This window comes from Pseudomonas svalbardensis (assembly GCF_030053115.1).
GTDB classification, from domain to species: Bacteria; Pseudomonadota; Gammaproteobacteria; order Pseudomonadales; family Pseudomonadaceae; genus Aquipseudomonas; species Aquipseudomonas svalbardensis.
On the sequence record NZ_CP125619.1, the window covers coordinates 844,620 to 867,637 of the forward strand.

At 53.3% G+C, this 23,018-nt stretch carries 18 protein-coding genes and 1 pseudogene; 4 read left to right on the forward strand and 15 right to left on the reverse strand.

Going from position 1 to position 23,018, the window contains the following annotated elements; all coding sequences use genetic code 11:
* Positions 1 to 26 precede the first annotated feature (26 nt).
* The 3 genes and pseudogenes from QFX16_RS03645 to QFX16_RS29670 all read right to left on the reverse strand — a co-directional run.
* Positions 27 to 3,314 carry a Tc toxin subunit A gene (locus tag QFX16_RS03645; RefSeq protein ID WP_283182871.1) on the reverse strand — a complete coding sequence of 1,096 codons (3,288 nt, stop codon included), beginning with the start codon at positions 3,312 to 3,314 and terminating at the stop codon, positions 27 to 29.
* A gap of 192 nt (positions 3,315 to 3,506) precedes the next feature.
* Positions 3,507 to 4,370 (reverse strand): methyl-accepting chemotaxis protein, encoded by an 864-nt coding sequence (locus tag QFX16_RS29665; protein ID WP_439900124.1) that lies wholly within the window; start codon positions 4,368 to 4,370, stop codon positions 3,507 to 3,509.
* A gap of 42 nt (positions 4,371 to 4,412) precedes the next feature.
* Positions 4,413 to 5,453, reverse strand: a pseudogene (locus tag QFX16_RS29670) (methyl-accepting chemotaxis protein); the annotation flags it as partial.
* Between the two features lie 234 nt (positions 5,454 to 5,687).
* Here QFX16_RS29670 and pmrG point away from each other — a divergent pair.
* The gene (gene pmrG, locus QFX16_RS03655) at positions 5,688 to 6,359 is read left to right on the forward strand and encodes a lipopolysaccharide core heptose(II)-phosphate phosphatase PmrG (protein WP_283182873.1); all 672 of its coding nucleotides are present in this window, start codon (positions 5,688 to 5,690) and stop codon (positions 6,357 to 6,359) included.
* 26 nt (positions 6,360 to 6,385) lie between these two features.
* Entirely contained in the window at positions 6,386 to 7,222 is an 837-nt protein-coding gene (locus QFX16_RS03660) for a phosphatase PAP2 family protein (RefSeq protein ID WP_283182874.1), read from the forward strand.
* Here the strand turns inward: QFX16_RS03660 and QFX16_RS03665 are convergent.
* From QFX16_RS03665 to QFX16_RS03695, 7 genes are all read right to left on the reverse strand, one after another.
* Positions 7,135 to 7,737, reverse strand: a complete 603-nt coding sequence (locus QFX16_RS03665) for a GNAT family N-acetyltransferase (RefSeq protein ID WP_283182875.1) — start codon at positions 7,735 to 7,737, stop codon at positions 7,135 to 7,137. The two genes, QFX16_RS03660 and QFX16_RS03665, sit on opposite strands and share 88 nt — an antisense overlap.
* Positions 7,738 to 7,794: 57 nt before the next feature.
* On the reverse strand, positions 7,795 to 8,817 hold the full coding sequence (locus QFX16_RS03670; RefSeq protein WP_283182876.1) for a sensor histidine kinase: 1,023 nt from the start codon (positions 8,815 to 8,817) through the stop codon (positions 7,795 to 7,797).
* A gap of 9 nt (positions 8,818 to 8,826) precedes the next feature.
* On the reverse strand, positions 8,827 to 10,287 hold the full coding sequence (locus QFX16_RS03675) for an ATPase domain-containing protein (RefSeq protein WP_283182877.1): 1,461 nt from the start codon (positions 10,285 to 10,287) through the stop codon (positions 8,827 to 8,829).
* Positions 10,284 to 10,718: a hypothetical protein gene (locus tag QFX16_RS03680; protein WP_283182878.1), complete on the reverse strand. Its 435-nt coding sequence runs from the start codon at positions 10,716 to 10,718 to the stop codon at positions 10,284 to 10,286. Before QFX16_RS03680 ends, QFX16_RS03675 begins: the two co-directional genes overlap by 4 nt.
* 253 nt (positions 10,719 to 10,971) lie before the next feature.
* Complete coding sequence (locus QFX16_RS03685) at positions 10,972 to 12,378, reverse strand: DUF2252 domain-containing protein (protein WP_283182879.1); 1,407 nt, start codon at positions 12,376 to 12,378, stop codon at positions 10,972 to 10,974.
* Between the two features lie 127 nt (positions 12,379 to 12,505).
* The gene (locus tag QFX16_RS03690) at positions 12,506 to 13,429 is read right to left on the reverse strand and encodes a hypothetical protein (RefSeq protein WP_283182880.1); all 924 of its coding nucleotides are present in this window, start codon (positions 13,427 to 13,429) and stop codon (positions 12,506 to 12,508) included.
* A gap of 92 nt (positions 13,430 to 13,521) precedes the next feature.
* Entirely contained in the window at positions 13,522 to 13,983 is a 462-nt protein-coding gene (locus QFX16_RS03695) for a cysteine hydrolase family protein (protein ID WP_283182881.1), read from the reverse strand.
* Between QFX16_RS03695 and QFX16_RS03700 the strand changes: the two genes are divergently transcribed.
* Complete coding sequence (locus QFX16_RS03700) at positions 13,982 to 14,188, forward strand: hypothetical protein (RefSeq protein ID WP_283182882.1); 207 nt, start codon at positions 13,982 to 13,984, stop codon at positions 14,186 to 14,188. The genes QFX16_RS03695 and QFX16_RS03700 overlap by 2 nt on opposite strands.
* A 402-nt stretch (positions 14,189 to 14,590) precedes the next feature.
* Here the strand turns inward: QFX16_RS03700 and QFX16_RS03705 are convergent, their stop codons facing one another.
* Together QFX16_RS03705 and QFX16_RS03710 are read right to left on the reverse strand one after the other, a co-directional pair.
* The gene (locus QFX16_RS03705) at positions 14,591 to 14,959 is read right to left on the reverse strand and encodes a hypothetical protein (protein ID WP_283182883.1); all 369 of its coding nucleotides are present in this window, start codon (positions 14,957 to 14,959) and stop codon (positions 14,591 to 14,593) included.
* A gap of 35 nt (positions 14,960 to 14,994) precedes the next feature.
* Positions 14,995 to 15,246 (reverse strand): hypothetical protein, encoded by a 252-nt coding sequence (locus QFX16_RS03710; RefSeq protein WP_283182884.1) that lies wholly within the window; start codon positions 15,244 to 15,246, stop codon positions 14,995 to 14,997.
* A gap of 1,097 nt (positions 15,247 to 16,343) precedes the next feature.
* Between QFX16_RS03710 and QFX16_RS03715 the strand changes: the two genes are divergently transcribed.
* Positions 16,344 to 21,224 carry a hypothetical protein gene (locus QFX16_RS03715; protein ID WP_283182885.1) on the forward strand — a complete coding sequence of 1,627 codons (4,881 nt, stop codon included), beginning with the start codon at positions 16,344 to 16,346 and terminating at the stop codon, positions 21,222 to 21,224.
* A gap of 122 nt (positions 21,225 to 21,346) precedes the next feature.
* Here the strand turns inward: QFX16_RS03715 and QFX16_RS03720 are convergent, their stop codons facing one another.
* The 3 genes from QFX16_RS03720 to QFX16_RS03730 form a co-directional block, all read right to left on the reverse strand.
* Positions 21,347 to 21,709 carry a histone-like nucleoid-structuring protein, MvaT/MvaU family gene (locus QFX16_RS03720; RefSeq protein WP_283182886.1) on the reverse strand — a complete coding sequence of 121 codons (363 nt, stop codon included), beginning with the start codon at positions 21,707 to 21,709 and terminating at the stop codon, positions 21,347 to 21,349.
* Positions 21,710 to 21,775: 66 nt separating this feature from the next.
* Positions 21,776 to 21,964, reverse strand: coding sequence for a hypothetical protein (locus tag QFX16_RS03725; RefSeq protein WP_283182887.1), 189 nt, complete (start codon positions 21,962 to 21,964; stop codon positions 21,776 to 21,778).
* A gap of 65 nt (positions 21,965 to 22,029) precedes the next feature.
* Positions 22,030 to 23,010 (reverse strand): chromosome segregation protein SMC, encoded by a 981-nt coding sequence (locus QFX16_RS03730; RefSeq protein ID WP_283182888.1) that lies wholly within the window; start codon positions 23,008 to 23,010, stop codon positions 22,030 to 22,032.
* Positions 23,011 to 23,018 lie beyond the last annotated feature (8 nt).

A 23,018-nucleotide genomic window follows, 5' to 3' on the forward strand; every position in this document is an offset into this window, starting at 1 on the left:
GTTCATTCCTTGAGCATGTAACAGGATCAATGACTGGCGGCCATGACGGCTTCACCGACCTTCTTCCAGGCGTCTGACGCGCTTGCGTTGTTCAGGGCGGTTGCGCTGAGGAGTGAGGTTGCGCTCAGCCCCGTGGCCTTGCAGGTTGCATGGCAACGCATTACCCAATCCACATCCTTCATTGTTTGGGCTTTGCGGGACGCCAGCGTTGTGGTCACCACACTGACTTCAGTCGGCGTCCAGCCCAGCAATTTGGCCAGGAAACTGTTCGTTGTCGTGGTGTCGGTGGTTGAATTGGCAAACCCCAGATAGCTCAGAAGGCTTTCCTCCGGGTGCTGATGGGTGGTCATGCAATGGTTGAACCTATCCAGTAGGTACAAGCTGCTGAGTGTCAGTTTCAGCTGCGTGTTTGGTGTTTCCAGCCACTCGGGATGGCTCAGGAACAAGCGCAGGGCGCTGTTGCTCAGATGCAGCTGAACGGCCGCATCAGCGTGGCGCAGAACCGGGTGGAGTGCTGTGGGGAGCGTGGTCGAGTGTGCATCACTCAGCGCCGCAGTCAGGACCTCGTGGCCCGAGGAGTTTGCCCATAACAGCACCCCCTTTGCGCAGTTCATGGGGAGCTGAGAGGTTTCCTGCAAGAACTTCTCTATCAGGTGCTGCTGTCGATCGTGGGCAAGCAGCAGCAGGTCTTTGAGTTTTTTCTTGCAGTCGTCTTTGAGCACGTTGCTCAGCGGTAGTGGGTCGATAACGGCCTCCAGGGCGGTGGCCAGTTTCTGCGGCACATCGTCTTCGATTGCAGGCGCGAAGTTTTTCACCAGGCCTTTGTCATCAAGCAATGTTTTAGCCAGGAGGACACGCCACTCGACGTCTTTTGGAAGCGATCGCTCTGCTATTTCTCGTGGGGTTACCACACACTGGAGGGTATCGCCGTTCAGCTTGGTGAGATGTTGCCGCAAATCTCGAAACGAATGATCATCGCTGCCCATGGGCTCCAGGAGGCGTCGCAGCTTGGGAATGTCGTAGGCGGACTCCCTGAGCCAGTTAGTGATCCAGTCCATTTGCATCAGCACGTCAAGCAAGTTGAGTGTATCGAGCCCCTGAGGCTCACTCTGTGTGAGCTTGACATTGTTGTAATCCAGAGCGCGCTCGAGGTTGTTCTCGGGGAGTTGTGTCATCGATGCCAGAACAGGCTCATCGCTTAGCATCTCATCGAAATTACCGTTGAACACTGCGATTCCAACTCCCTCTAGAGACACCACTTCATCATGGGCAACGGTAGGAATGTCGAAGATTTTGATCTTCCTCTGCCGGGTCGGGAAATTGTCGGGAAAGTGGATGTAAAGATCATTGATAGTATCTTTGTTGGCATACCATGAAGTACTGGTTGTCAGTGTTGATCCAGGCAAGAGCTTGGGGGGGGAGTTTGTATCGAACTGACTGGGGACGCGAAAGTGTGCGACCACTTCGACAGTCTGCGTATCCTTCTTGGCAACTATGTGGATTGTACGAATGCTTGCGTTTACATTTACCAGACATCTGGAAATGCGTTCCCCTCCCAGCAAGTTCGCCAGCATCGCATTGTCAGCAATCGAGATACCGAACATTCGAGCGATCCGCGCCTGCCGGTAGATTGAGGACAGCGTGTCTAAATCACACTTGAGCGGACCAACATACCGCTGCGTGTTCCTGACGATCAGTAATAGCGAGTCATCGGTCAGAGGCAGGCCAAGGCTGGCACTCAAGTGCTGGAGGACGGTGTGCGAGGCCCGGTCCGAGTCGTCAGTAGAGAATGATCGATCATCGAGTACCAGCGGCGTATCGAACAGTCGGGCCGGATTGAATACCCGGTCGAATAAGGCGGGGACATCTCCGGTGGCAGAGGGGGATACTCGATAAAGCAAAGCAGCAAACTCTTCGGCGTTGATCGAGTACCGACGGTTAAAGTAGCGATAAACACCCAAAGTACGCACCGTATAAGCGTCGAGTTGCATGAGCGTGTTACGCGGCACTTGTGATTCAAACGCGCCGATGATCAGGGTATCCAATTCGGCGAAAGGGATATCGAGCCAGCGTTGCAAGCGGATCATCCGTTGCAGGCGTACGAGTCGCTGGTCTGTCGCCTCGGCTATCTTTTTAACCCCCTCATTTTTGATGATTGTCATGTTGTTGGCGGTGGTTGTGCCGACCGGGAAAGGACCGTTTATATAACGAGCACCATACGGGCCGGGAAGTGAAACGGCCGTTGGGTCATTGCTGGATTGGCGTGGGGCATGTTTGCCTTGCGAGAGCAGCGCTTCGATTTGCCCTGCATTCAGTTCGGTGCGCTCCATAAAGCTTGCCATGTTGTTCAGGCTGGCAGGTGCATCGGTGCCATAGAGGCTTTGCCAATACTGCTTATCCTTTCCGGGGACTTCTGTCAGTAATGCCTGCTGCTGTGGACTCAGCCCGGACAACAGTTGTTGGGCTTCGATAGCAGTGGATGTCCGTACCTGGCCATACTGAATGTTGACTGTCTGGGTGATGGGGAGGTGGGGGCTGATGAGGTAGTTCAATTCTCCCAGCGAAGGTGTTTTTCCACTGAGGCCCAGCAGGCACTGATGATGAAAAATGTTGTAAGGAAGAACGAAGGGATAACGTCGTTGCGCCAACACGTCATACGTTGATTTGTTTTTGTCGACGGTACGCTTCAGTGCCTCCTGAATATTCGTGTTCAGGATGTCATTGACGATCTTGAGCATGGGCTGTGCAGTGAAGGTATTTTGCTGGTCGATCGACAGAGCTTCGAGATCCGGGCGTCGTTTTTTCAGCAGGATTCGGTCGACGGTCTCATTTGCTGATTGCGAGGCACTGGTTTCCAGTTGCTTGGCAAACAGGTACAGCGCTCTGAGGTAAGCGACTGGTGAGTCGATTGCCGCGATCGAATCGACTTTGCAGGACTCGTCCCAGTTTTCCTGAAACAGATTGGTATAGGTGGGGCCTTGTTTCTCGACGGCACGAATACCTGGTGGGTGCCAATGGTGTTGCGTTTGTCCGGATGAGAGTTGTTGTTCCCGGTACAAATGGCTGACCTGGGCGGCAAGACACTTGGCGTTGTCGTAGAGCGTCCCGATGTCGATGCTGGAGGCGTGCCCTTTGAGCGTACTGTCACGGTTGATCGCGTCCCCGACTTTTTTCTTGAAGCTGGCTTCGGTCAGTCGGGTGATATCGAACACTGAAGTGAGCTTCAGTGTGTCTTTGAAGAGTTTTTGCAGATCCCGGTGTTTCTCGGGACTGTTGGCCGTGATAAGTGCCTGGAGTAATGGATAGCCGTCCATGCCGATAAATCTCCTATGAAGTGGAGTTATCGACATTACTGCACGGGAGGATTGAGAACTGTCAGCCGTCCATTGCATGGAGAGCTGGAAAAGTCGCCGTTTGGACGCAAGAAACGCCTATTAACCTGTAAGAGTTCGACACGCTTGCTCCCCCGGTCGGCACGAGTGCTGGTGGGGGGAGCAAGCTGAGGCTCACACCTTGAAGTGGCTAACCATCATCTGCAACTGATTACCCAGCCGCGCCAGTTCAACACTGGACGCAGCCGTTTCGTCGCTGGCGGCGGCGGTCTGTTCGGACACGTCGCGCACGTTGATGATGCTGCGGCTGATCTCTTCAGCCACGGCGCTTTGCTGCTCGGCGGCGGCAGCAATCTGCTGGTTCATCGACTGGATGTTGGACACCGTGCGGGTGATGTTTTCCAGTGACACGCCAGCCTTGCGAGTCAGCGCGACGCTGCTGTCGGTGAGGGCGCGGCTGTTGTTCATCACCGCCGACACTTGTTGAGTACCGTTCTGCAAACCGGCCACCAGGCCTTCGATTTCTTCGGTGGACTTCTGAGTGCGCTGAGCCAGGCCACGGACTTCGTCGGCAACCACGGCAAAGCCACGACCGGCTTCACCGGCACGAGCCGCTTCGATGGCGGCGTTGAGCGCCAGCAGGTTGGTCTGTTCGGCCACGGCCTTGATCACGTCCATGACGCTGCCGATCTTGTCGCTTTCCTGTTGCAGCACGCTCATGGCTTCGGTGGAGCGCGCCACTTCGGTGGCCAGACGTTCGATCTGGGCGATGGCTTCGTTGACAACCTTGTCGCCTTCGCGGGCTTCGCCGTCAGCAGCGGCCGCCGCCTGGGAGGCTTCTTCGGCGTTGCGCGCGACTTCCTGCACGGTGGCGGTCATCTCGTGCATGGCGGTGGCCACTTGATCGGTTTCGATCTTCTGGCTGTTGACCCCGGCGCTGGTTTGCTCGGTCACGGCAGACAATTCTTCGGCGGCGCTGGCGATCTGGGTGACGCCGTCGCGGATGCCGCTGATCAAGTCGCGCAGGGTCACGCCCATGCGAGCGATGCCTTGTTGCAACACGCCGAGTTCGTCGCGGCGAGTCACTTTGACGTCCTGGGACAGGTCGCCGCTGGCGATGCGTTCAACCACGGCCAAGGTGTCGCGCAGTGGGCCGGTAATCTGACGGGTGATGATCACGGCAGCAATGATGCCCACCAGCAACGCGAGCAAGGTGCTGATCAGCTGTAGTGTGCGAGCCTGGGCGCTTTCGACGTCACGGCGGTCGAGCTGGATCTGATACAGCTGATCGCTCAGGGTCACGATGGCGGCGCCCTGGTCGGTCATTTCCTTGCGCGCCTGCACCGCATCGCTGTTGGCCGCTTTATAAGCCTGCAAGGCGCTGCGGTAGTGGGTCAGTGCGGTTTCCAACTGACGCAGGGCGTCTTGCTGAGTGTCGGCGAAATGCACGTTGAGGGGGTTCAGGCTGGCGATCGCCATGTCCAGCTGGCTGACTGCTTTTTGCTCGGTCTCGGCGTTGGTGGTCGCGGTGTAGCCGCGCACTTCGTAGCGGGCCAGCAAGAAGGCTTCCTTGGCCGCCGTGATGGCCTGGAACTGTTCGAAGCGTTGGTCGCTCAGAGGCATTTGCTGCACGCGGGTGTTGATGGCGTTGATCAGCGTGTTCGCGGTCTCGGCATTAGCGCCCATGGTGTCGCGCGCGCTGTTACCGGTGCGGTACGCGCTGCGCATTTTGTTCAGGGACGTCTTGTAGGCGTCGATGACGGCGCCTTGCTCTTTGAGCAGCTTGAGGTTTTCCGGGCTCTTGAATTTCACCAGCAGCGCTTGTTGCTGAGCGGAGAACGCCTCGAGCGTGGTCTGGACGTTCTGTGCGGCGGTTTCGTCGCCGTTGGTCAGCATGTATTGCAGGCGAACCACACGCAGCTTGGTCAGGCCGGCATTGAGCTGGGTGATGTCGCTCATCCAGTTGCTGCGGTCAATCAATCCGCCCAGGCTCGTCCAGCCGGTCAGGGCGAGGACGCAGGTCAGTGCCAGGACCAGGCCGAACCCCAGGCCCAGCTTCATGTTCACGCTGATATTGCCGAACCAGCTATTCATCAAAAGTCCTCCAGGAACGTTGTGCATCTTGATCGTCGGTTGGCTGGAAGATTGTTGTTTTTGGTCGCCAGCAAGGTGTGTCGCAGGTGTATATCGGCAGCAATTGCGAGAGCTGAATGGTTTTTGTAGGGCAGATGTGTAACAAGACTTTCGTGCAGGTCTTAAGCTTTTTTTCACATGAGTTTCACCGGCCGCCGACGCCTGCCTCTCTAACCTCGCGGCATCGAATGACAGTGATGCGTGCCGGCGAGGCGGCTTGATGTGGAATTGAGACTGAGTCTGTTCGGGGTAAAACGCTCGATTGATCTGAGCCGTTGTGCCCGCTATCGCAATGTGGCTGTCGTGCTTGCCTCGGCGTTGTTGGTGATTCCGCTCACTGTGTGGCTGTTGCAGCCGGCCGCTGTACCGGACCTGGCCCATGGCAATGTGGCCGGCGCCCGGGCGTTGGCGGCCGATTGGGCCAAAGGCAACGTAATCGTGCTGGTGCGTCATGTCGAACGCTGCGATCACTCCAGCGCAGCCTGCCTGAACGGCAACGATGGCATTACCGATCGCTCTCGCAGCGTCGCGGTGGGTGTTGGTGCTCAGTTCGAACAACTGGGGCTGAACAAGGCTGATATCTACAACAGCCCCGTCATCCGCACCGCACAGACCGCTGGCTACATGTTCAACAAGGTCGGGGTGGGTGAAGACTGGTTGATCAATTGCAAGGGCACCATGCTGCGTGACGCTCTGGCGCACAAGATAGCCGGGCGGAACCTGATTCTGGTGACCCACAGCGAATGCATGTCGCAACTGGAGAAAGACCTCAAGTTGCCTGCCTCTACGCTGGGCTACGGCGCTTCTTTGTTTATCTCGGCCGAAACGCCTCAGGCACCCCGCATGCTCGGTTTCATCGAAGCCTCGGATTGGCGCTCGGTGACCGCCGAATGAATTCGCTTTCCGGATCAGGACTCACGATGCTGACTTCGTCCCGTTACCGCTTCTATTGGGTGAACTTCGGCATTCCGCTGGCCTGTGCGGTCGTGGTTTTCCTGCTGTTCGACCTGACCAGAATCGACATCGCTTTCAATGATCTTTTTTATGACCCGGTCACGCAGACGTTTCCGCTGGATCATGTCCATCTGTTCGAAAAGATCACCCATAAATGGGCGCGGATCATCCCGAACTGGACCGGAGAATTAGCGATTGTCGGTGCCTTGCTGTCGTTTCTCTGGCCGCGTCTGAAGGCCGAAAAGCATTCGAAAATCATCGCATTCCTGGAAAAGACCAAAGCCGCGCCAGTGCTTCGGTTTGCCAGCAAGCACCGTCGGGATTTCCTCTACGTGGTGTTCGCGTTCTCCATCAGCACCGGGGTAATCCACTACCTCAAGGGCCACACCAGCGTGTACTGCCCGATCGAAACGACCCAATACGCGGGGACGGTCGAGCATAAGGAGTGGTATCAGAATTTCGACCTGCTGAAAGTTGCGGGTGATGGTCGCTGCTGGCCGGGCGGACATGCCTCGGGCGGTTTCACCATGCTGGCGTTGTACTTCGTGGCGCGTCGTTACCGCTGGCGCTATTCCAAAGCGGTGATGTATGGCTCGCTGCTGCTCGGCTTCGTCTACGGCACGACGCGGGTTCTGCAAGGCTGGCACTACATGTCCCACACCTTCTGGGCCGGGATTTTCGTATGGCTGGCGTGTTTGCTGACAGCGCTGGCGTTCTATGGGCGAGCGCGGCTGGAGCAACCGCTGGACCAGCGCTGTTCCGGTGCTTCAAAGCGATCATTGATCAACGCCGTTAACACATGATCCTGCCAGCGCCCGGCGATACTCAGGTAGGCCTTGGCATAGCCCTCACGTTCAAATCCCAGGCGCTCCAGCAGACGCGCACTGCGTTCATTGCCAGGGATGTAATTGGCCATGATCCGGTGCAGCTTCTGCTCATCGAACATGTAGCCGATCCCCGCTTCCAGAGCTTCCTGCATCAAGCCCCGGCCCTGATGAGATTCGTCGATGTGGTAACCGAGATAGCAGGCCTGAAACGCCCCGCGAGTGATGCCGCTGAAGCTGCATGCGCCGATCATCTGGCCGTTGTCCGGATCCAGCAACGCGAAATGCACCGCCAGACCGGCCTGGAAAGCGCTGGCTTGCACCTCAAGGCGCGGGCGGATGCGTTCAGGGCTGTGATAGTCGACGGGGCGAATCGGCGACCACCGGGCGAGATGCCTCAGGTTGCGCCGGTAGAAGTCGCTTTCCAGCGTAGCCTGTTCAGGGTCGAGCACCGCCAGCGTCAAGCGTTTACAGGGCAGGGACAACAGCGGCATAGGGCGCTCCGGTTCGCGGGGATCGTCGCGCAAGCATTACGTGGTCTGCGGAAAAACTCAAACTGCCAGCGGTAACGTCACGATAAAGGTACTGCCCTTGCCGTCACCGTCGCTCATGCCGATGACCGTGCCGCCATGGGCTTCGACCAGCTCGCGAACCACTGTCAGACCAATACCAAGGCCCGCACCACTGAAGCCGACCGCGTGAACGTCCTGCACAAACGGCTCGAAGATAAACGGCAGCGCCTTGGCGGAAATACCGATGCCGTCATCGCAGATGCTCATCTGCAGCACGTCCGCTTCAGCGGTGACCGACAGCGTGACATTGCCGCCCGATGGCGTGTATTTGGCCGCGTTGCCCAGCAGGTTGCCGAGAATCTGCGTGAGGCGTACCGGGTCACCCTCCACCGCCAACGCGCACTCGGGCAATTCAGCGGTGAAGTGCAAATGGTGAGCAGTCATCACCGCGGTGCACACGTCGATGGCCTGATGGATGATCTGCACCATGTCCACTATTTGGCAATCGAGGCGCAACTTGCCGGTGCTGGCGCGGGAGACGTCGAGCAAATCGTCTACCAGTCGCGACATGTGTTGCACCTGGTTTTCGATCAGAGCCTGCATGCGCGGCAATTCTTCACTGGGCACGCGCACCAGGCGTCTGGCGATCATGCTGATGGGCGTCAGCGGGTTGCGCAGTTCGTGAGCCACCAGGGTGAGGATGTTGCGTTGTTGTTCCAGGCTATGTTCGGCTGAGGCTTGCAGGTCTTGCGCGCTGAGGGCCGCGATCACCAATTGCGCGTTGGCTTCACGCATTTCCAGGAACAGCCGCTGTTCTTCCTGCGTGCGTTTTGGTTTTTCTGCATCGGACTGTGCCACCAAAATCGCCAGCACCAATTGCTGATTGGCCTCGATCAGTTGCTCGATCTGCTGGCTATCGACCAGCCGGGTGTTGGCGTCGCTCAGCTCTTTTTGCAGCGCCGCCAGAACTGCCCGTGCCTCAACAGTTTTCTGGCCGAGCAGGAACAGTTCGCGAGCGGCAGTGGCCATCGCTTCCTCGTTCTTGCTATCGGCCGTGCTCATGACCTTGACTCACGCATTGTCTTTTCCGCGGCGTTGCCGAGTTGGCCGGCCGCCGAGTAAGCCTTCCTGGTCCGGCAACATCTCGCCGATCTGCAAACCGTTATTGTCGATGCGGTAAAGCCGTAACTCATCGGAGTGGACGCTGGCCCGCACCTTGACCACGGCCATGATGCGCAGCAAACGGCTCTGCACTTCAATGTAGCGCTGAACGATGATTGCGTCGGTGAGAAATGCCGTGCCGTATGGGCTGAAGCGCAGGTCGGTGTAGCGGTCTTCCAGCTCTGAGGTCATCAACACGCTTACCCCGGCGCTCGTCAACGCAGTGACCATGCGCGACAGCGACTCGCGATAGTCTTCGCGGAAGGTCGGCGCGAGTGCCAGTTCAAAACCTGATAGCGAATCGATGACCACGCGGGTCGCTTTCAATCGGGTGATTTCGCTCAACAGCAAATGCACGATTTCATCGATGGACAGGTCCGGGGCGCGGCTGTCCACCAGACCGATCTGTCCGCTCTCGATCAGGCCCGAAAGGGTGGCGTTCTGGGAGTGATTAGGCCGTTGTTCAAACACCGCGATCACACCGGTTTCGCCATTGCGCGCGCCTTCGGCCAGGAAGGTCGCTGCCAGAATACTTTTGCCCGAGCCCGACGGCCCGGCCACCAGCAAGGAATAACCACGGGGCAGGCCGCCGCCAAGCATCTCGTCGAGCTGTGGCACGCCCATTTTCAAGCGCTTGATGGGGAACTCCAGCGGTGCTTCAACCGGGTTGAATGCCGCAGGCGCAAAGACCTTGATCCCCGACGTCGCGATGCGGAAGGTGTGCAGCCCCGGGAATGTCGGCTGGCCGCGCATCTTCATGATTTCCATCTTGCGCACCATGGAATTGCGCTCAACACTCTGGCGCAGCCAGATCAGGCCATCGGCCACGGTGAAAATCGGGTTGGTGTCGGTTTCGGTGAAATATTCGCCAATCAGGAAGGTCGTCGCCTGCCAGGTGGTCATCAACATGCCCAATTGCTGAACGAACTGCGGCAGGTTGTTGTTGGGGTTGTCCTGGGTCTGGCTGGCCAGCACCACCGAACGGAACGAGTCGACGAACACCAGTGACGGAGAGTGAGCCTCCACCTCGCTGACGATGCGCCGCAGCACTTCGTCCAGATTCCCGGCGAGGGTATCGTCAGCCAGGTTGATGTAGCGGATCGACTGGTTGATCGCTTCGCTGTCGAAAAAATCGAATTGCTGCTGATAACGCAGCATCTTCAGCGGCGGCTCGCCCAGTACGGTAAAGAACAGCGCCGGGCGCTCAGGTGTCGCCAGGGCGAACATCATCTGATGCGCTAGGGTGGTTTTGCCACAGCCAGGCGGGCCGGCGATCAGGTTGAACGAAAACTCCGGCAATCCACCGCCCAGCACCTCGTCCAGTCCTGGCACGCCGGTGGCCAGACGGTTGATAGTCACTTTGGTGCTCATGGCGAAATTTCCTGCGAAGGGGTGTCGCTCAAAGAAGGTTCCCACATGTCACGAAGCAAACGTTCGGTGAGCGAGGGCCCGATGAGCGTGGTCAGCAGCTCGTAAAAGGTAGTCAGCAACACTTCACCGAAAAACAGCGCATCGGCGTCGCTTTGCTCAACGATTACGGACTTGAGGGCAGTCAAATCCATGCCGGACGGCACTCTGTCATAGGTGCGGGCCAGACGCGGATGAGTGGAGGCGCACAGGTGGAGGCTGCGGCGATACAGCGCTGCAACCCCTTGGTGGCCGATGATGGGCGTGAGGGCTACATCCATATCCCGCAAGGTTGAAATGATCGCCTGGGCGATCCTTGCGATGTCAGCGTCGGGGCCAACACGGTGCGCCAGAGAAGCTACGATCTGGCGGCTCTCTTCGCTTAGCGTTGACATGGCTAACTGATATCTGATGGACAGAGCTTGATGGTACACCCTATGGGGGCGCTGCGAGTGATTTGCGTCAGAGGATTGCGGGAAGGCCTGAACACCGATGAAACAAAGCCGAAGGCAAAAAAAAGCCCGCGGGAGGGCGGGCAAACCGTAGTTTCTTGAATGAGCAAGCGCAATGTACCCGTTGATGGAAGGTCGTGGGGTGAAGAAAAATTCATGTCGATGAGTGCCCGCAGCTTCACACCCTGAGACACGCCTAAGTCAAATGATCAGCCGCAAAGTCCGCTTCCGAGCGCGCCCGCAAACGGCCCTTGCGGCAGGCCTGCTGGAATTGTTCGAAGTCGCGCTCATTCTGCGCGGTGTAGCTTTGCGCGTACTTGAATAGCGCGTCGGCCAGCGCATCGCCCTTGCCGATGTAGCCGCTGATCTGCGCGGAGTGCCCGGACGATTTGGCATGGGCGCGGGCCAGAGCGCGGCCACAAACGCGTCCGTAGGCGGCGAAGGTGTCCGCGTCGAACGTCTCGAGTTCAGCCGAGACTTTCATGTCGCGCAACTGACGCACATAGAAGTGTCGACCGCCGGGACCGGTGGTCCAGCCGAGAAACAGGTCACTGGCCGCTTGCATCAGCCGCTGTCCATCGACCACGCGCTGACCGTTATGCCGCACACGCGATTTGGTCTTCACGTAACCGGCGAGCACCGAGCGACGTGCCTCTTTGAATTGCAGGAACAGCGGGTTTTCCTGATCGTCGGTCAACAGCGCGACCAGGCAACGAGTCCCGACACTGCCCACACCGACCACCTTGAACGCCATGTCGTGGGCATGAAAACGCGACAATAGCTCGCGGCGGTCGGCTTGCAGCGTGCCGGGATAGTCACGCATGAACGCGTCGTAAAGCGGCCGCCAGTCCGACAGGCGCAGCCAGTCGTCGTCGGCATCCAGCAGCGTGGTGTTTTTGTGTAAATGGAAAATTTCCGGCAGATCATCGCGAATGATTAATCGGCTATGTGCGTCACGTTCACTGATTTTCGGCAGCAACTCGGCGTGAGTGCGCTGTTCTGCTTTCTCGATAGCTCGCTCTAAATGCTCCAGGGTCGTTTTGCTCGCTTGCTGGCGCAGGTCGTTGTAACTAATGGATTCGTACCAGGTTTCCAGGGTGCTTTGTTCGGCGCATTCGAGCATGGACTGTTGGTAGGCGCCGACCACCTGGCGGCAGACCGTTTCTTCGACCGTGTCGCCATGGCGCAGATCGCGCGCTGCCACCACGAAACTCGCCACCAGCCGTTTCAAGTCCCACTCCCAAGGCCCGGGATGGGCTTCGTCGAAATCGGCGACGCTGAACAATAGATTGCGTTCCGGCGTGGCGAAACCACCGAAGTTCATCAGGTGACTGTCGCCGCAGATTGGCGAAACCAGGCCCATACTGGATGTTCCGGCCAAGTCGTGAGCTTGCAGCAGCGCGTTGCCGCGAAAGAAGGTGAAGGGCGAGACCAGCATGCGGCCGTAGCGCAACTCGACCAGTGACTTGATGCGGCCTTCACTGGACGTTTTGATCAGCGGCAGCGGGTCGCGATTTATTTTCCCCATGGTCGCCTGCGAACTGCGGGAGCAGTTCTTGCGAGCATCCTTGCCTTGCTTCAAGCGGTCTTTGAGGGTGGTCATGGGGGCTCGTTTGGTGAGTGTTTTCGAACGTGTGAGAGGTGAGTGTAGAAGGGCTTCGGGTCTTCATCCGAAGTGTTTGGGCTTTGACCGTGGGGGCGAACGGGAGCAACTCACCAACGAGCATCTTTCAATACTCCGTCACCCCCAAAGCCCTCAAAACCCACCCGGCCTCACCAGGCATCAACGTGTACTGAACCTGCCGAATTTTCCCCGTCCTGCCCGCATCGGCATCCGTGCTGTCATAAACCGGGAACCGCTGCACCAACGCATTTTCCACCACGGCAAACTCATCCTCCCCCTGGTAGCCCACCGCTGTTTTCGGGTTCTCGCTGACAGGTGGTAGATAAATCTCGCTCAGCGACTTCTTGCGGTTGGCAGCGTAAGCAATGAGTTCGCCCGGCATCCCGCGCCCCGGTGACCTGATGAAGACGTAAATCTCTGGAGAGCCATTGCGATCAAGGTCGGCGACCTCTGCTCGGACGATGGTGCCGGTGAGGGGGCGTACGATCTCTGAGTTTTCGATTTCCAGACCTTGGGGTGCAATGCGTAGAGCACGATTTCCATCGACCGACACGCTCGTCACGTGAAAGCTAATGCCCTGCAATTCAAGTGTCTGGTCGAACGGCTGGTTGCTATCCGTCGCATCACCCGAGGTCAGGTTTAACGAAAGGCTGTAGTTGGCCACTTCATTGCGCCGAGCGGCGTTGCGCATCAGGTATACCTGAACCGTATATTCGCCATCGGCGGGCAATGGTCCCAGAAAGTGATTGCCCATGATCGATCCGTTAAACAACGCATGGTCCGCACCTTTCGCGGTGATGTTGAAGTAGGCAAAGGCGTTGGAAGGCTTGAAGTCCACGGTCATCATTTCGCCAGCCTTCGCGTTTAGGCGGTACTGCGCGGTGAGCGGGCCTTTGATGGATCGGGTGAACCTGATGGTGTCGGAGCCCTTTTTGAAGGTGACCTGCTCGACACGAGGAGCGATCTCGGTGGCGGCGTGTATTGGCACAGAAGCCATGGCGGCCAGGACGGCTGCGATCCATACGTTCATGTTGATCTTCCTGAGTGCGTTGGTTGCTCAAGCGGTTGCAGGTAAACCGCAGCATAGGTCCGGTTGCGTGGAATCGCCGACCAATACGTTGATTACTGCTCACTCGATTTGAGCGTGTGCTTGAAATGATGCCTCCAGAGTCTGACACCCAACTCTCCGGTCCGATCCAGCGATGAGCCCACCGTCAGATCAGTGATCAACGTCGGCTCCAACCCCGCATCAAACAAAGCAAACCCCGCCGCCAGGCAGCAGGTCTCGGTTTGGAGACCGCAGACGAGCACGCGATCCACCTTCAAGCTTTTCAAATAGTCGATGGTTTCCGGCGAAGGCGCGTAGCCGTGCTTGATGAAGATGCAGTCGGCCTGAATCAGGCTGTCATCGTCTGGTGCGGGATGCCAGCCGAGTTGTTTCTGGAACGGGTTTTTGGATTCGTCGTGACGCTCGACCGTGGCGACGCTGGGCAGGGTACCGATGAGTGTCTGAACACCTTCGATGAGCCATTGAGGTGGGGCGAAACTGGGCTGGACATCGATGATAAGGAGGGCTTGGCGCATGGGCATCTCCGTGGCAGGTCGCGACGATGATGGTGGCTTGGCCGCGGGGTTTTTTGTGGTGGTCTTGCGAGCCTTGTCGCGGGCAGGCCTGCTTTTGCCGGGGATGGTGATGCTGCCTATAGAAATGACCAACCCCCAGATGCAACAAAACCCGCACTTGGCGGGTTTTGTTTTGCTTCGTATTTGGTGGGCCGGGGTCGTTTGAACTCAACGAAATTTTCCCTGTGTTTACTGGCTTGTATTCGGATAGAACTTTGTAGGGATACAAGTGGGGATACAGGGTGCATCGCGCTGCTTCCTTTGACGTTCTTTGAAAGGCTCGATCGTTAGTCATCGTGACGAACGATTGTGGGCACGTCCTGGTGATTCTCTAGCACGGCATATTCACCTCTCTTCGTAACAAGAGAAATGGGCTGTGAGGATTCGCCCCTATCAATGGAAATGCGAACCTCCAGACTCTGATCCTCGAAAGAACGAAGCTCTTGTATCAACTGTGCGACGGTTTTGCCGCGACCGATCCATTCTGGGGTCATACATATTCCAACTGAAGGTATGCGCTGCTGGGGAAATCAGCTGTTGAGCGAAGGCGTTACCGGGGCTTGCAGGATTAAGTGGGAAAAATCCCATGATCCTCGGCCCACTTTCCGTACGCGCTCGCACCCATATTCACAAAATCTGGGAAAACGCCGATTTCGACGGATTGAAAAAAGGCGAGGCAATGACTCCAGTCGGAGTCGCTCGGATCGTCCACGACCCAGCACTCGTAACCCAACGACTTCCAGTCAAGCTTAGGGTCTGAGTTGGATGCCCGCAGGAGTTCCTCAGCAATACGCTCTGCCCATGCAATTGCTTCACCTACAGTGAAGGCCGCGACGTAAATACCTGTGGATGACTCGCAGTCTTCAATGATGCCTTTTTGAAACAAGGTCCACCGTTCGGGCTCGTGGAAGGTGAATCCTATGAGGAATTTATTCATGTTGAATCCTTGTGGTTCTATCGCTGCCAGCAACGTTACCGTGCTTTCGCGGACCTCAGTAATCGGGTAAAGCTGGAAATCGCGAGATGTATGTCATCTTGGGTATCTCCGTCCCACTCCTCAACCGTTTCCAGCTCTGCTCGTAACCTGGCAATACGCTGTTCGATCTCTTCGATTTCAGGGGCGCCACATTGCTTAGCGATTGCCTGCCAACCGTCATCAGAGATTTTTTCCTGAACAGATAAGCCGGACAGGGCATCTGCGATTAGCTTCTGGAGGTTACTCATCTGAGATCTCGGGTGGGTTACAGAAAAAGGCGCTGGGGACCCTGACGATATCCTGAGGATACGGGGTCGGAAACCCGCGAGATCTTGTTAGCGACAGTTTCATCAGCTTACTGAAATTTCAACGTTGAAATTGAAAGGATATTGAAGAGAAAAGGGCATCGTTACCGCAACGGTAAAGGTGGGTTAACGTGTTGTTGATAGCGAACGGTTGAGCCCCGTCAACCTTGGGGATGGTGTCAACCACGTCAACCTGTCAACCAACGTAGAAAATCCAGCCGCTAACACGATTCGGCGGGTTTTCTGCCCCGTGTCCTTCAGAAATGCTCAGGGTCCCCCGCAACATCCCAATACCTTGTGCAATTGCACTGGTGAACCATGGTTCACCCGGTTCACCTGTTCACTAAGCTGTGCACTTTTCCGCTAACACGATCACGCGGGTTTCCGACCCCGTGTTCATTGAGAACGCCCAGGGTCCCCAGCAGGTTCGGAAACGCATCCATTGAACTCATCTGCTCCGCCTGCATTTCCGACCCTGTAAAGATGATGGTTTCAAGGATCGATGTTTGCCGAGCTCCAGCGCTGATGGACATGTTGCTTACGGGGAATGGGGCGGACGTTCGAATGTCGTGTTACTCGTGTTACACGTGTACGAAGAATTAATAAGTCATTGAATAACAAGGAAAAAATCAAGATAACACCGACTAGATCACTTGCGTTTGGTGAGTGTTACACATATCGAGTGGTGTAACGCCTTAGGACGTGAGGTCAATGGTTAAGGACTGGTGAGCGAAGCGCCGAGCGATAGAGGTGTGTCCTACTGTCGCCCAGTCTGGGCAATCATTAATCGGGGCTTCGGCCGAAGGTGTCTACTAAATCCAAGGTGGGGCCGGCACCGAAATTCCCTATTTTCGTAACGACGACATTACGCGATGGTTCTGATGTTTGCTGTGTTTTTATACAGCCTTGGCGTAGATACTTCACTAAAGCATTTTCTATTTTTTTACCTCATCTGATATTTTTGAATCTCCCGAGGGGGATCCATTTTTTTTTCGCAGCATGATATAAGAATCGTAAAATTAAGAGTCAAGGAACAGACAATGAGCAACGCCCAAGATATCGATCTCCAACCAAGAAACTGGAATTACATGCAAGGCCCTCTCAGTTCAGATGACTCTTTAATTGAGAGAAAGGACGTTCTTCAAACTATTCTTGACGTGTTTACGCCAGATAATCACGTAGTATTTCTTGAAAGTGAAAGCGGTATGGGGGCCACGACTGCTCTCGCTCAGTTTGTGGCTGCAAATATGGATAACACATTTTCTGTGTTCTTGAATCCATCAAGTCAATACTCTTATAGTCTTGATTATGTGCGATTAATAATTGCAGAGCAGTTGAAGTTCTTTTTGGATGGGAAGACATTTGACAAGGCTGCAATTGATGATGCTGAATTCAGCACCTTGTTATTCAGAGCTCGATCAAAATTCAAAGGAAAGATAGCCTATTTTGTTGTGGACGGGTTGGCTCATATACCAACGGATGATGAGTCCTACGTTTCAGCGATACTTAACTCCGCCTTGCCAATCGGTGTGGATAATTTCAGGTTTTTGATTTCTGGGCCTCAGTTGAGGCTTGCAAAATGCTTAAATAAAGTAACTTCAAAAACCTGTCAATTGCGCCGCTTCCTAGATTTAGAAGTGGACATGCTTTTCGAAGAATTTCCACTGCTACCTGCAGAGCTTGATGATTTAAAGCAACTTTGCCGAGGTAATCCTGGGAAATTGTGTGCTATCAAGCGTCAATTAAAAGTCGGTGCAATATTATCCGATGTGTTGCTAAGTTCTCCAGAGAAGCATTTAGATTTCATTGCTCTCGATTTTAGTAAATTTGACGATCTAAGTATCTCGCAGAAAAAGGCAGTATCTGTACTGGCATTTTCAAAACAGTTGATTGGCAAAAAAGAAGTCGAGCTTATTGCTGGCGTCAGTGAGCCTGAGATTTCAGGGATGCTTGAGTCTTGTACTTTCCTAGAGTCTAAAGGTTTGGGGCTCATTAGTTTTATTTCCAGTTCTCATAGGAAGTACGCGGAAAGTAAACTAAAGAAGTTTCAGCTCGAAGCTGTCGGCTTGCAAATTCAATATCTTGAGAGAGAACCGGAAAGCAGTGAGTCATTATTGTTTCTCGCAAGCTATTTGCAGCAGCAAAGTCGAAATGCAGAAATTATAGAGCTGATTTCAAATGAGCACTATTATTTGTTGCTAGAGTCTACTCAGTCATTGGCTCAGCTGAAGGCGCGTGCTTCGATTGGGCTTGTTAGTGCTCATGCTGAGGAAAGTCCGTTATCGATATTTCAGTTCGCGCTACAAAAGTCGTTGTTCGTAGATCTTTCTGAATCAAGCGCATCCAAAGCGGAAGTGAATGCTCTGGTTGCCATTGGTAAGACTCAGCATGCGATGCAGTTAGTTGAGCGTGCTCTCACGAAAATATCTAAGCTTTCACTGTTGACAGCATATGCAAACGGCTTGAAAAGTAAGTCAAAAAACGTGGACTCGTTTCTGCTGGATCATATTGTTCAGTTGATCAAGAACGTAGATTTTAGTGAAGGCGGTGGCGCTGCGTTACAGATTGCTGAGGAACTGGTGTCCGTGGATGTAGCTCTTGCTTCTGAAGCATTGGAAAGGTGCCTTAGCAATGTTAATGACGCCAAGCGCAAGGATCTAACTTTTTCGAGGTTTAGCATTGTCGCCTCAATGGAGCAACAGGAGCTACAGGGGAACTCTTTTGAAGGTCGGATAAAAAATAAGGCGGTAAAAGAGTTTACTGCTGCGATGACCCAGTTCCACAAAGACGATAGCTCAGCAGAAATCATCAGTTTTTTTGATGCTTCAAAAATAAAGAACAAAACTAGAGTGCTGATTCGGTTTGTTTCGACGCAAAATAAGCGAGAAGGGCTCTTAGATATTGTAAAATATGTACTAGGGGTTATAGATAAGGATACGGACTATACTGTCACGTTGAAAGATCTAGCCTCCTTGGCTAGCGCTCTTCGGACAAGTGATGGAGAACCAGAGCTTGCTCTAGAACTGGTGGATTTGTTTGATCGGCAAATTAAGCTGATTAAGGATTCTCCTTTAGCTCGTGAGTTTGTTAGATTAAACACATATCTTGCATATGCTGAAGCCAGGAACAATCCACGCAAAGCCTATGATAGGCTTATAGAAGCTTACTACGTTGTTTCTGAGTCAAATAACTGCGAAGTCCAGTCGGAATGTTTTGTAAGATTGTTTTATGCGTTGAGATATGTAGATCCTGATGATCAATTTGAAAGCGAGGAAGGTTTTAAAGCTGTTATTGATCAAGGTCTAAAAACATCTGTTAATGATTTGCTTAGTAATGCGGCGTCACAATATGAATGCATTGAGTCGGTATTGCCTGCGCTTATAGAATGCGATGTTTCCGAAGCCTTCAATTTGGCTAAAAGATTAAATACGTTGCGAAGCAGATTCTTGGCATTGCAGTTGATTGCAGAGGATATTGTTAGTAAGCCTCATACTGAGCAGGCGGGGAAGCTGTTTACTGATATCATTACTTCTATTGATGACCATGATTTTGTCTCAAATCTACTTCTTTCATGCACAAAAATGATCAATAAAGAGGCGTTTGATGTTGATTGGGCTGGTAGCTTGAGAGCTTCGATCGCACAAATAAAAGACTATTTGATTGCAGCTAGGTGCAAAGTTAATCTATTCAAGCAATACGCGAAGTCTAGCATTCCTATGGGGTCTTCCTATCTGGTTGACGCAATAACGGTTTTGATTGAAAAGTTTCCGCCTGGTGCGATTAGAAATGAGGTCTGCTTCAATGCGGTCGAGGCATTGTCCGAAGTTTCGATGGATGAAGCTGAAAGGTTGTATGAGCGCGCGACGGAGTTTCGAGGAACTCTTGAGTTTGAAAATATAGGCGTTCAGCAATGCTTTATGCAGTGTTTAGCGTTAACTATAAGATCTTTTGGCGTGGCGATAAAGAATGGTGCTTTAGATTCAGCTATGCTGGCTCGATTAGCAGCCGCAATTGGAAAGCTATCATCTCCTAGGCAACAAATAGCTTTATTCACAGATCTGGCCTCTCGAGCATGGCTGGCTGATAGTATGTTGAAAACTATAGTTTCTGATTTTTGCTATCCTCTACTAGAAAGGATACGCCGCTCAAATGAAACATTATATGCTGCAATGTATGAAATAGCATTTCCGGCGTTGTTTGTCTGTCACAGTGAGTCAGCTCTCAAAGAGTTAAGTTGCTTGTCTGAAAGTAACAAGGATTCTGCGCTTTATAATGCTTGTGAACTTATTCGGCGCAAGCAAACTGCAACGGATCCAGCGGCAATGGACTCGTCTGAAGAGTTTTCATTAGACTATAACCAAGCAACCGATATTGTTACTCTTATTGAATATATGGAGTGCGATGCGTCTATTTATCCGGCGCTAGAGAGGTTGATGCGATCTGTTGCGAGTAAAAAAAATAAAGCTAAGTTTTCATCTCAGCAGCGCAGGGATATCAGTGCACGCCTTATTGATTTGATACACTCTAAGCTACCTGACCAAAAAAATATTACCCATAAAGGTTATGCGTTGTGCGCATTAGCTCGAGTGTACATGATCACAGATATTGCTTTACCTACTTGGCAGGCTTTGATTGAAGAGGCTAAGTTGATCCCCAATGCGGCTGATAAGGCGTTTGTCTATATCGAAATTTTAAGTTCGATGCCTGTGAAGTTGTTGACGCAAAAGAAGGAGCTTTTAGAAGCTGCTGAGAGTGGATCTAATATGATTCCCTGGCTTGTTGATAAAATAGGTCGCTTAGAGTTGTGTGCGACTACTTGTAAAGAGTTGAATCCATTTTCTGCCAAAAAAATGCTTCGTGAAGCATTTGTTATGTGCCAGGAGATTGAAGATATAGATGTCGTTGCAGAAGCGCAGCGATCCCTCATTGATGCGGCAGATCAAATCGATCAGAAGTTTGCTGAAGAGCTTTTAGAATTGATTGATGATGATCCGGCTCGTGTGGAAGCACGTTTGCATGCAAAACATACCTTGTCGGTTGTTAAGGCAAAAAAAGCGTTAGCTAACTGTAATGGAACAGGTGCTGGTAAAGACATTGATGAGGAGTTTCTCTCTGAAGCAGCCTGGAGAAATCTTTCTTCGTTGTTGTCAGGTCGCATTACCGCCAAACCCGTCTCTGCGCTCACCGCATATATGTCTTCTGATCTAGAGATTGGGCTAGGTGAGCTCTATCCTCTACTGTGCTGGTATATTGAAAACGCCGCAAGAAAATACGTTTCAGCTGGTGATGTAAAGCAACACATATTGCCTATGTGTGAAGCGCTAATGAAGACGGCTGAATTAGCAATTGAAGTGATAAGTACAAGAACCCATTTGTCAGCACATGTGGGGGGCTACGATGCATCCGTTAAAGGACTGATTATTAAGCCGAATACTAGGGCTTCCGCGTTAGAATATATTCAAAACTGGCTAAACCAGAACTGTCTAGAATACATAAAATTTTGCGATCCGTTTTTCACATCTGACGATGTTGAAATTGTGCAAATGATACAGGCAGCAAATCCGTCGTGTAAAATCCAGATCATTGCGTCTTCGAGTTATCTAAGGGAAAAGAAATCTGCTTCAAATGATGAATTTGAAGTTGCTTGGCAAAAAATTTCGGATCAGACTCCGCCGGAGACATATATTTATGGTGTGGGAAAGCTCAATAATTCGGAGTTAATTCATGATAGATGGCTAATAAGCAAAGGTGTTGGATTGAGGTTGGGCACATCCTTTAACTCTATTGGTTATAAGGTTAGTGAGATATCTATTATGACGCCTCATGATCTTTCGGAGTGCGAGGTTCAGCTAAATAGATTTTTAGTTGATCAAGTTGTTATAGATGGTGGGAGAGTTAAGATAGAGAGGTATCAGCTGTAAATTTGATTGTTGCGGGTGTCGTTTGGAAGCTGTCTTCATGATGCATCCGCATAGCTGAAATGCGAAATTTGTATTGTGCATGGGCAAAAAAGGCCTCTTAGAGGCCTTTTAATGATGTGTTGTTAATTCAGCCAAGTCTCAACAATGTCGGAGCTGTACTCGGCTTTCCACTCTTTCAGCGTCTTGTGATTACCACCTTTGGTTTCAACCACTTCGCCAGTGTGCGGGTTCTTGTATGTCTTTAGCGCGCGCGGTTTGCGAGTGCCTGGCGTAGCGACCGAAGCCGGACCTCGCTTGGGGCTCTGCGGATCTAGCAGGTTGATGACTTGCTTGAGGCTGAAACCATATTGGTCCAGCAACCCACGCAGCTTGGTCTCGAACTCGATTTCTTTTTTCAGTGCGCCATCGTTCTTCAGTGCTTCCAGAGCCTGAAGCTGCTCGGCCAAGTGTTTTTCTAGCTGTCGGTATTCGGCAAGTTTGGACATGAACGTTTCCTGATGTGTGTTTTGAAGATATCTATCTGAATACTATTACAGCTTACAAGTTCATCGTTACGGCCGGCCTTTCAACTTGCTTTCAACGTAGCTCATTTCATTCTTGATCAGATTGATGGTGAGTGCCTGGACCGTTGTAGTTTTGCCGGTTTTGATGTCGACGATTTTCAGCAAGGCGGTCAAATGCTCTTTGCGCGCCTTCAGGGTTTCGCTCCAGCTCGCGCTGCTTCGGATTTGTGTGATCATGATCTTAGTCCTGATGGGATTCTAAGCAGCCTGCGTGCGCAGGCTGTTTCAGGTGGGTCAGCGCGTTACAGCGAGAGAATGTCTTGCACGCTGTATTGGCCAGATCGTTCCGACAGCTCTCGACTGCCCCATGTGTCGAAACCTTCACCTTCTTTAGGAAGCACCAACCTTCTCAGGCTGAGTTGATCGCCACCGAGCATCCGTTGGACAGCCCACAGCTTGGCGCCCATATCCATCAGTGCTTGGGCTTTTTCGTTCCATCGCTCTTCCAATACCTTCTCTGCCAGCAACATGGCTGTTCTCTGGATGGCAAGGTGTTCCCTTTGCGCCTCGGCAATGTGCTGGTCGACGATAACCAGTTCCTGTTCCAGCGCGGCGATGATCAAGTGCTGGCGCCGATTGTGCTCGGTTGCAGTCGCGAGGTTTTTCGCAGCTTTCTGCGCGTCTGCATTGGCGTTCTTTTCGCCCTCGGTATCGCCCCAGGCCACCGCCTGCGCATAGGCGGTGGCGGCATCGGTTTCGGCTTGCCGGGCCTTGGCCATGTCTTCTTCCGCTTGCTGCTGGATCTGTTCCAAGCGCGTGCTGAGGCTGTCCCGTTTTTCGTTGAGTTCTTGCTCGTCGGCTTTCCAGTTCGCCATCGACTCGGTGTAACCCGCCATCAAGGTTTCGTGATTGAGCAGTTGCTCGCGTCGAGTGATCTGAGCATCGAAGAGCCAGGCATGGTGTTTACTGGAGTCGTACGGAAGTTTCAGCGTGTTGTACTCGCTGCGGATTTCACGCATACGATCCGCGTCTAATACTTCGTCGCCCTCCAGCAAGGCTTCCAACGGCGCCATCTTGGCGTAGTGCTGTTCAGCCTCGCTCAGGTATTTATCGCGGCGGACGGTCAGTTGGTCGATCTCGTCGAGCAACCGTTGCCTCCTCTCGCAACTACCGGTGGCGTGAGTGCTGTCCGAAGTCGGCTGAACAAGCCCCGTGGTCTCTCTGCTTTCCAGTTCGCTGGCTAGCAGTTCGTGTTGTTCGGTGGAAGTTTGGAATTCGTTCATCTGTCTTG

Coding starts and splice junctions, on each gene's coding strand:
- QFX16_RS03685 (WP_283182879.1), bottom strand. CDS start 12,378: ATGACCACCCTCAAAGACCGCTTGAAGCAAGGCAAGGATGCTCGCAAG.
- QFX16_RS03715 (WP_283182885.1), top strand. CDS start 16,344: ATGAGCAACGCCCAAGATATCGATCTCCAACCAAGAAACTGGAATTAC.
- QFX16_RS03705 (WP_283182883.1), bottom strand. CDS start 14,959: ATGAATAAATTCCTCATAGGATTCACCTTCCACGAGCCCGAACGGTGG.
- QFX16_RS03665 (WP_283182875.1), bottom strand. CDS start 7,737: ATGCCGCTGTTGTCCCTGCCCTGTAAACGCTTGACGCTGGCGGTGCTC.
- QFX16_RS03680 (WP_283182878.1), bottom strand. CDS start 10,718: ATGTCAACGCTAAGCGAAGAGAGCCGCCAGATCGTAGCTTCTCTGGCG.
- QFX16_RS03645 (WP_283182871.1), bottom strand. CDS start 3,314: ATGGACGGCTATCCATTACTCCAGGCACTTATCACGGCCAACAGTCCC.
- QFX16_RS03690 (WP_283182880.1), bottom strand. CDS start 13,429: ATGAACGTATGGATCGCAGCCGTCCTGGCCGCCATGGCTTCTGTGCCA.
- QFX16_RS03725 (WP_283182887.1), bottom strand. CDS start 21,964: ATGATCACACAAATCCGAAGCAGCGCGAGCTGGAGCGAAACCCTGAAG.
- QFX16_RS03660 (WP_283182874.1), top strand. CDS start 6,386: ATGCTGACTTCGTCCCGTTACCGCTTCTATTGGGTGAACTTCGGCATT.
- QFX16_RS03710 (WP_283182884.1), bottom strand. CDS start 15,246: ATGAGTAACCTCCAGAAGCTAATCGCAGATGCCCTGTCCGGCTTATCT.
- QFX16_RS03730 (WP_283182888.1), bottom strand. CDS start 23,010: ATGAACGAATTCCAAACTTCCACCGAACAACACGAACTGCTAGCCAGC.
- QFX16_RS03670 (WP_283182876.1), bottom strand. CDS start 8,817: ATGAGCACGGCCGATAGCAAGAACGAGGAAGCGATGGCCACTGCCGCT.
- QFX16_RS03700 (WP_283182882.1), top strand. CDS start 13,982: ATGGGCATCTCCGTGGCAGGTCGCGACGATGATGGTGGCTTGGCCGCG.
- QFX16_RS03675 (WP_283182877.1), bottom strand. CDS start 10,287: ATGAGCACCAAAGTGACTATCAACCGTCTGGCCACCGGCGTGCCAGGA.
- QFX16_RS29665 (WP_439900124.1), bottom strand. CDS start 4,370: ATGGGCGTGACCCTGCGCGACTTGATCAGCGGCATCCGCGACGGCGTC.
- QFX16_RS03695 (WP_283182881.1), bottom strand. CDS start 13,983: ATGCGCCAAGCCCTCCTTATCATCGATGTCCAGCCCAGTTTCGCCCCA.
- QFX16_RS03720 (WP_283182886.1), bottom strand. CDS start 21,709: ATGTCCAAACTTGCCGAATACCGACAGCTAGAAAAACACTTGGCCGAG.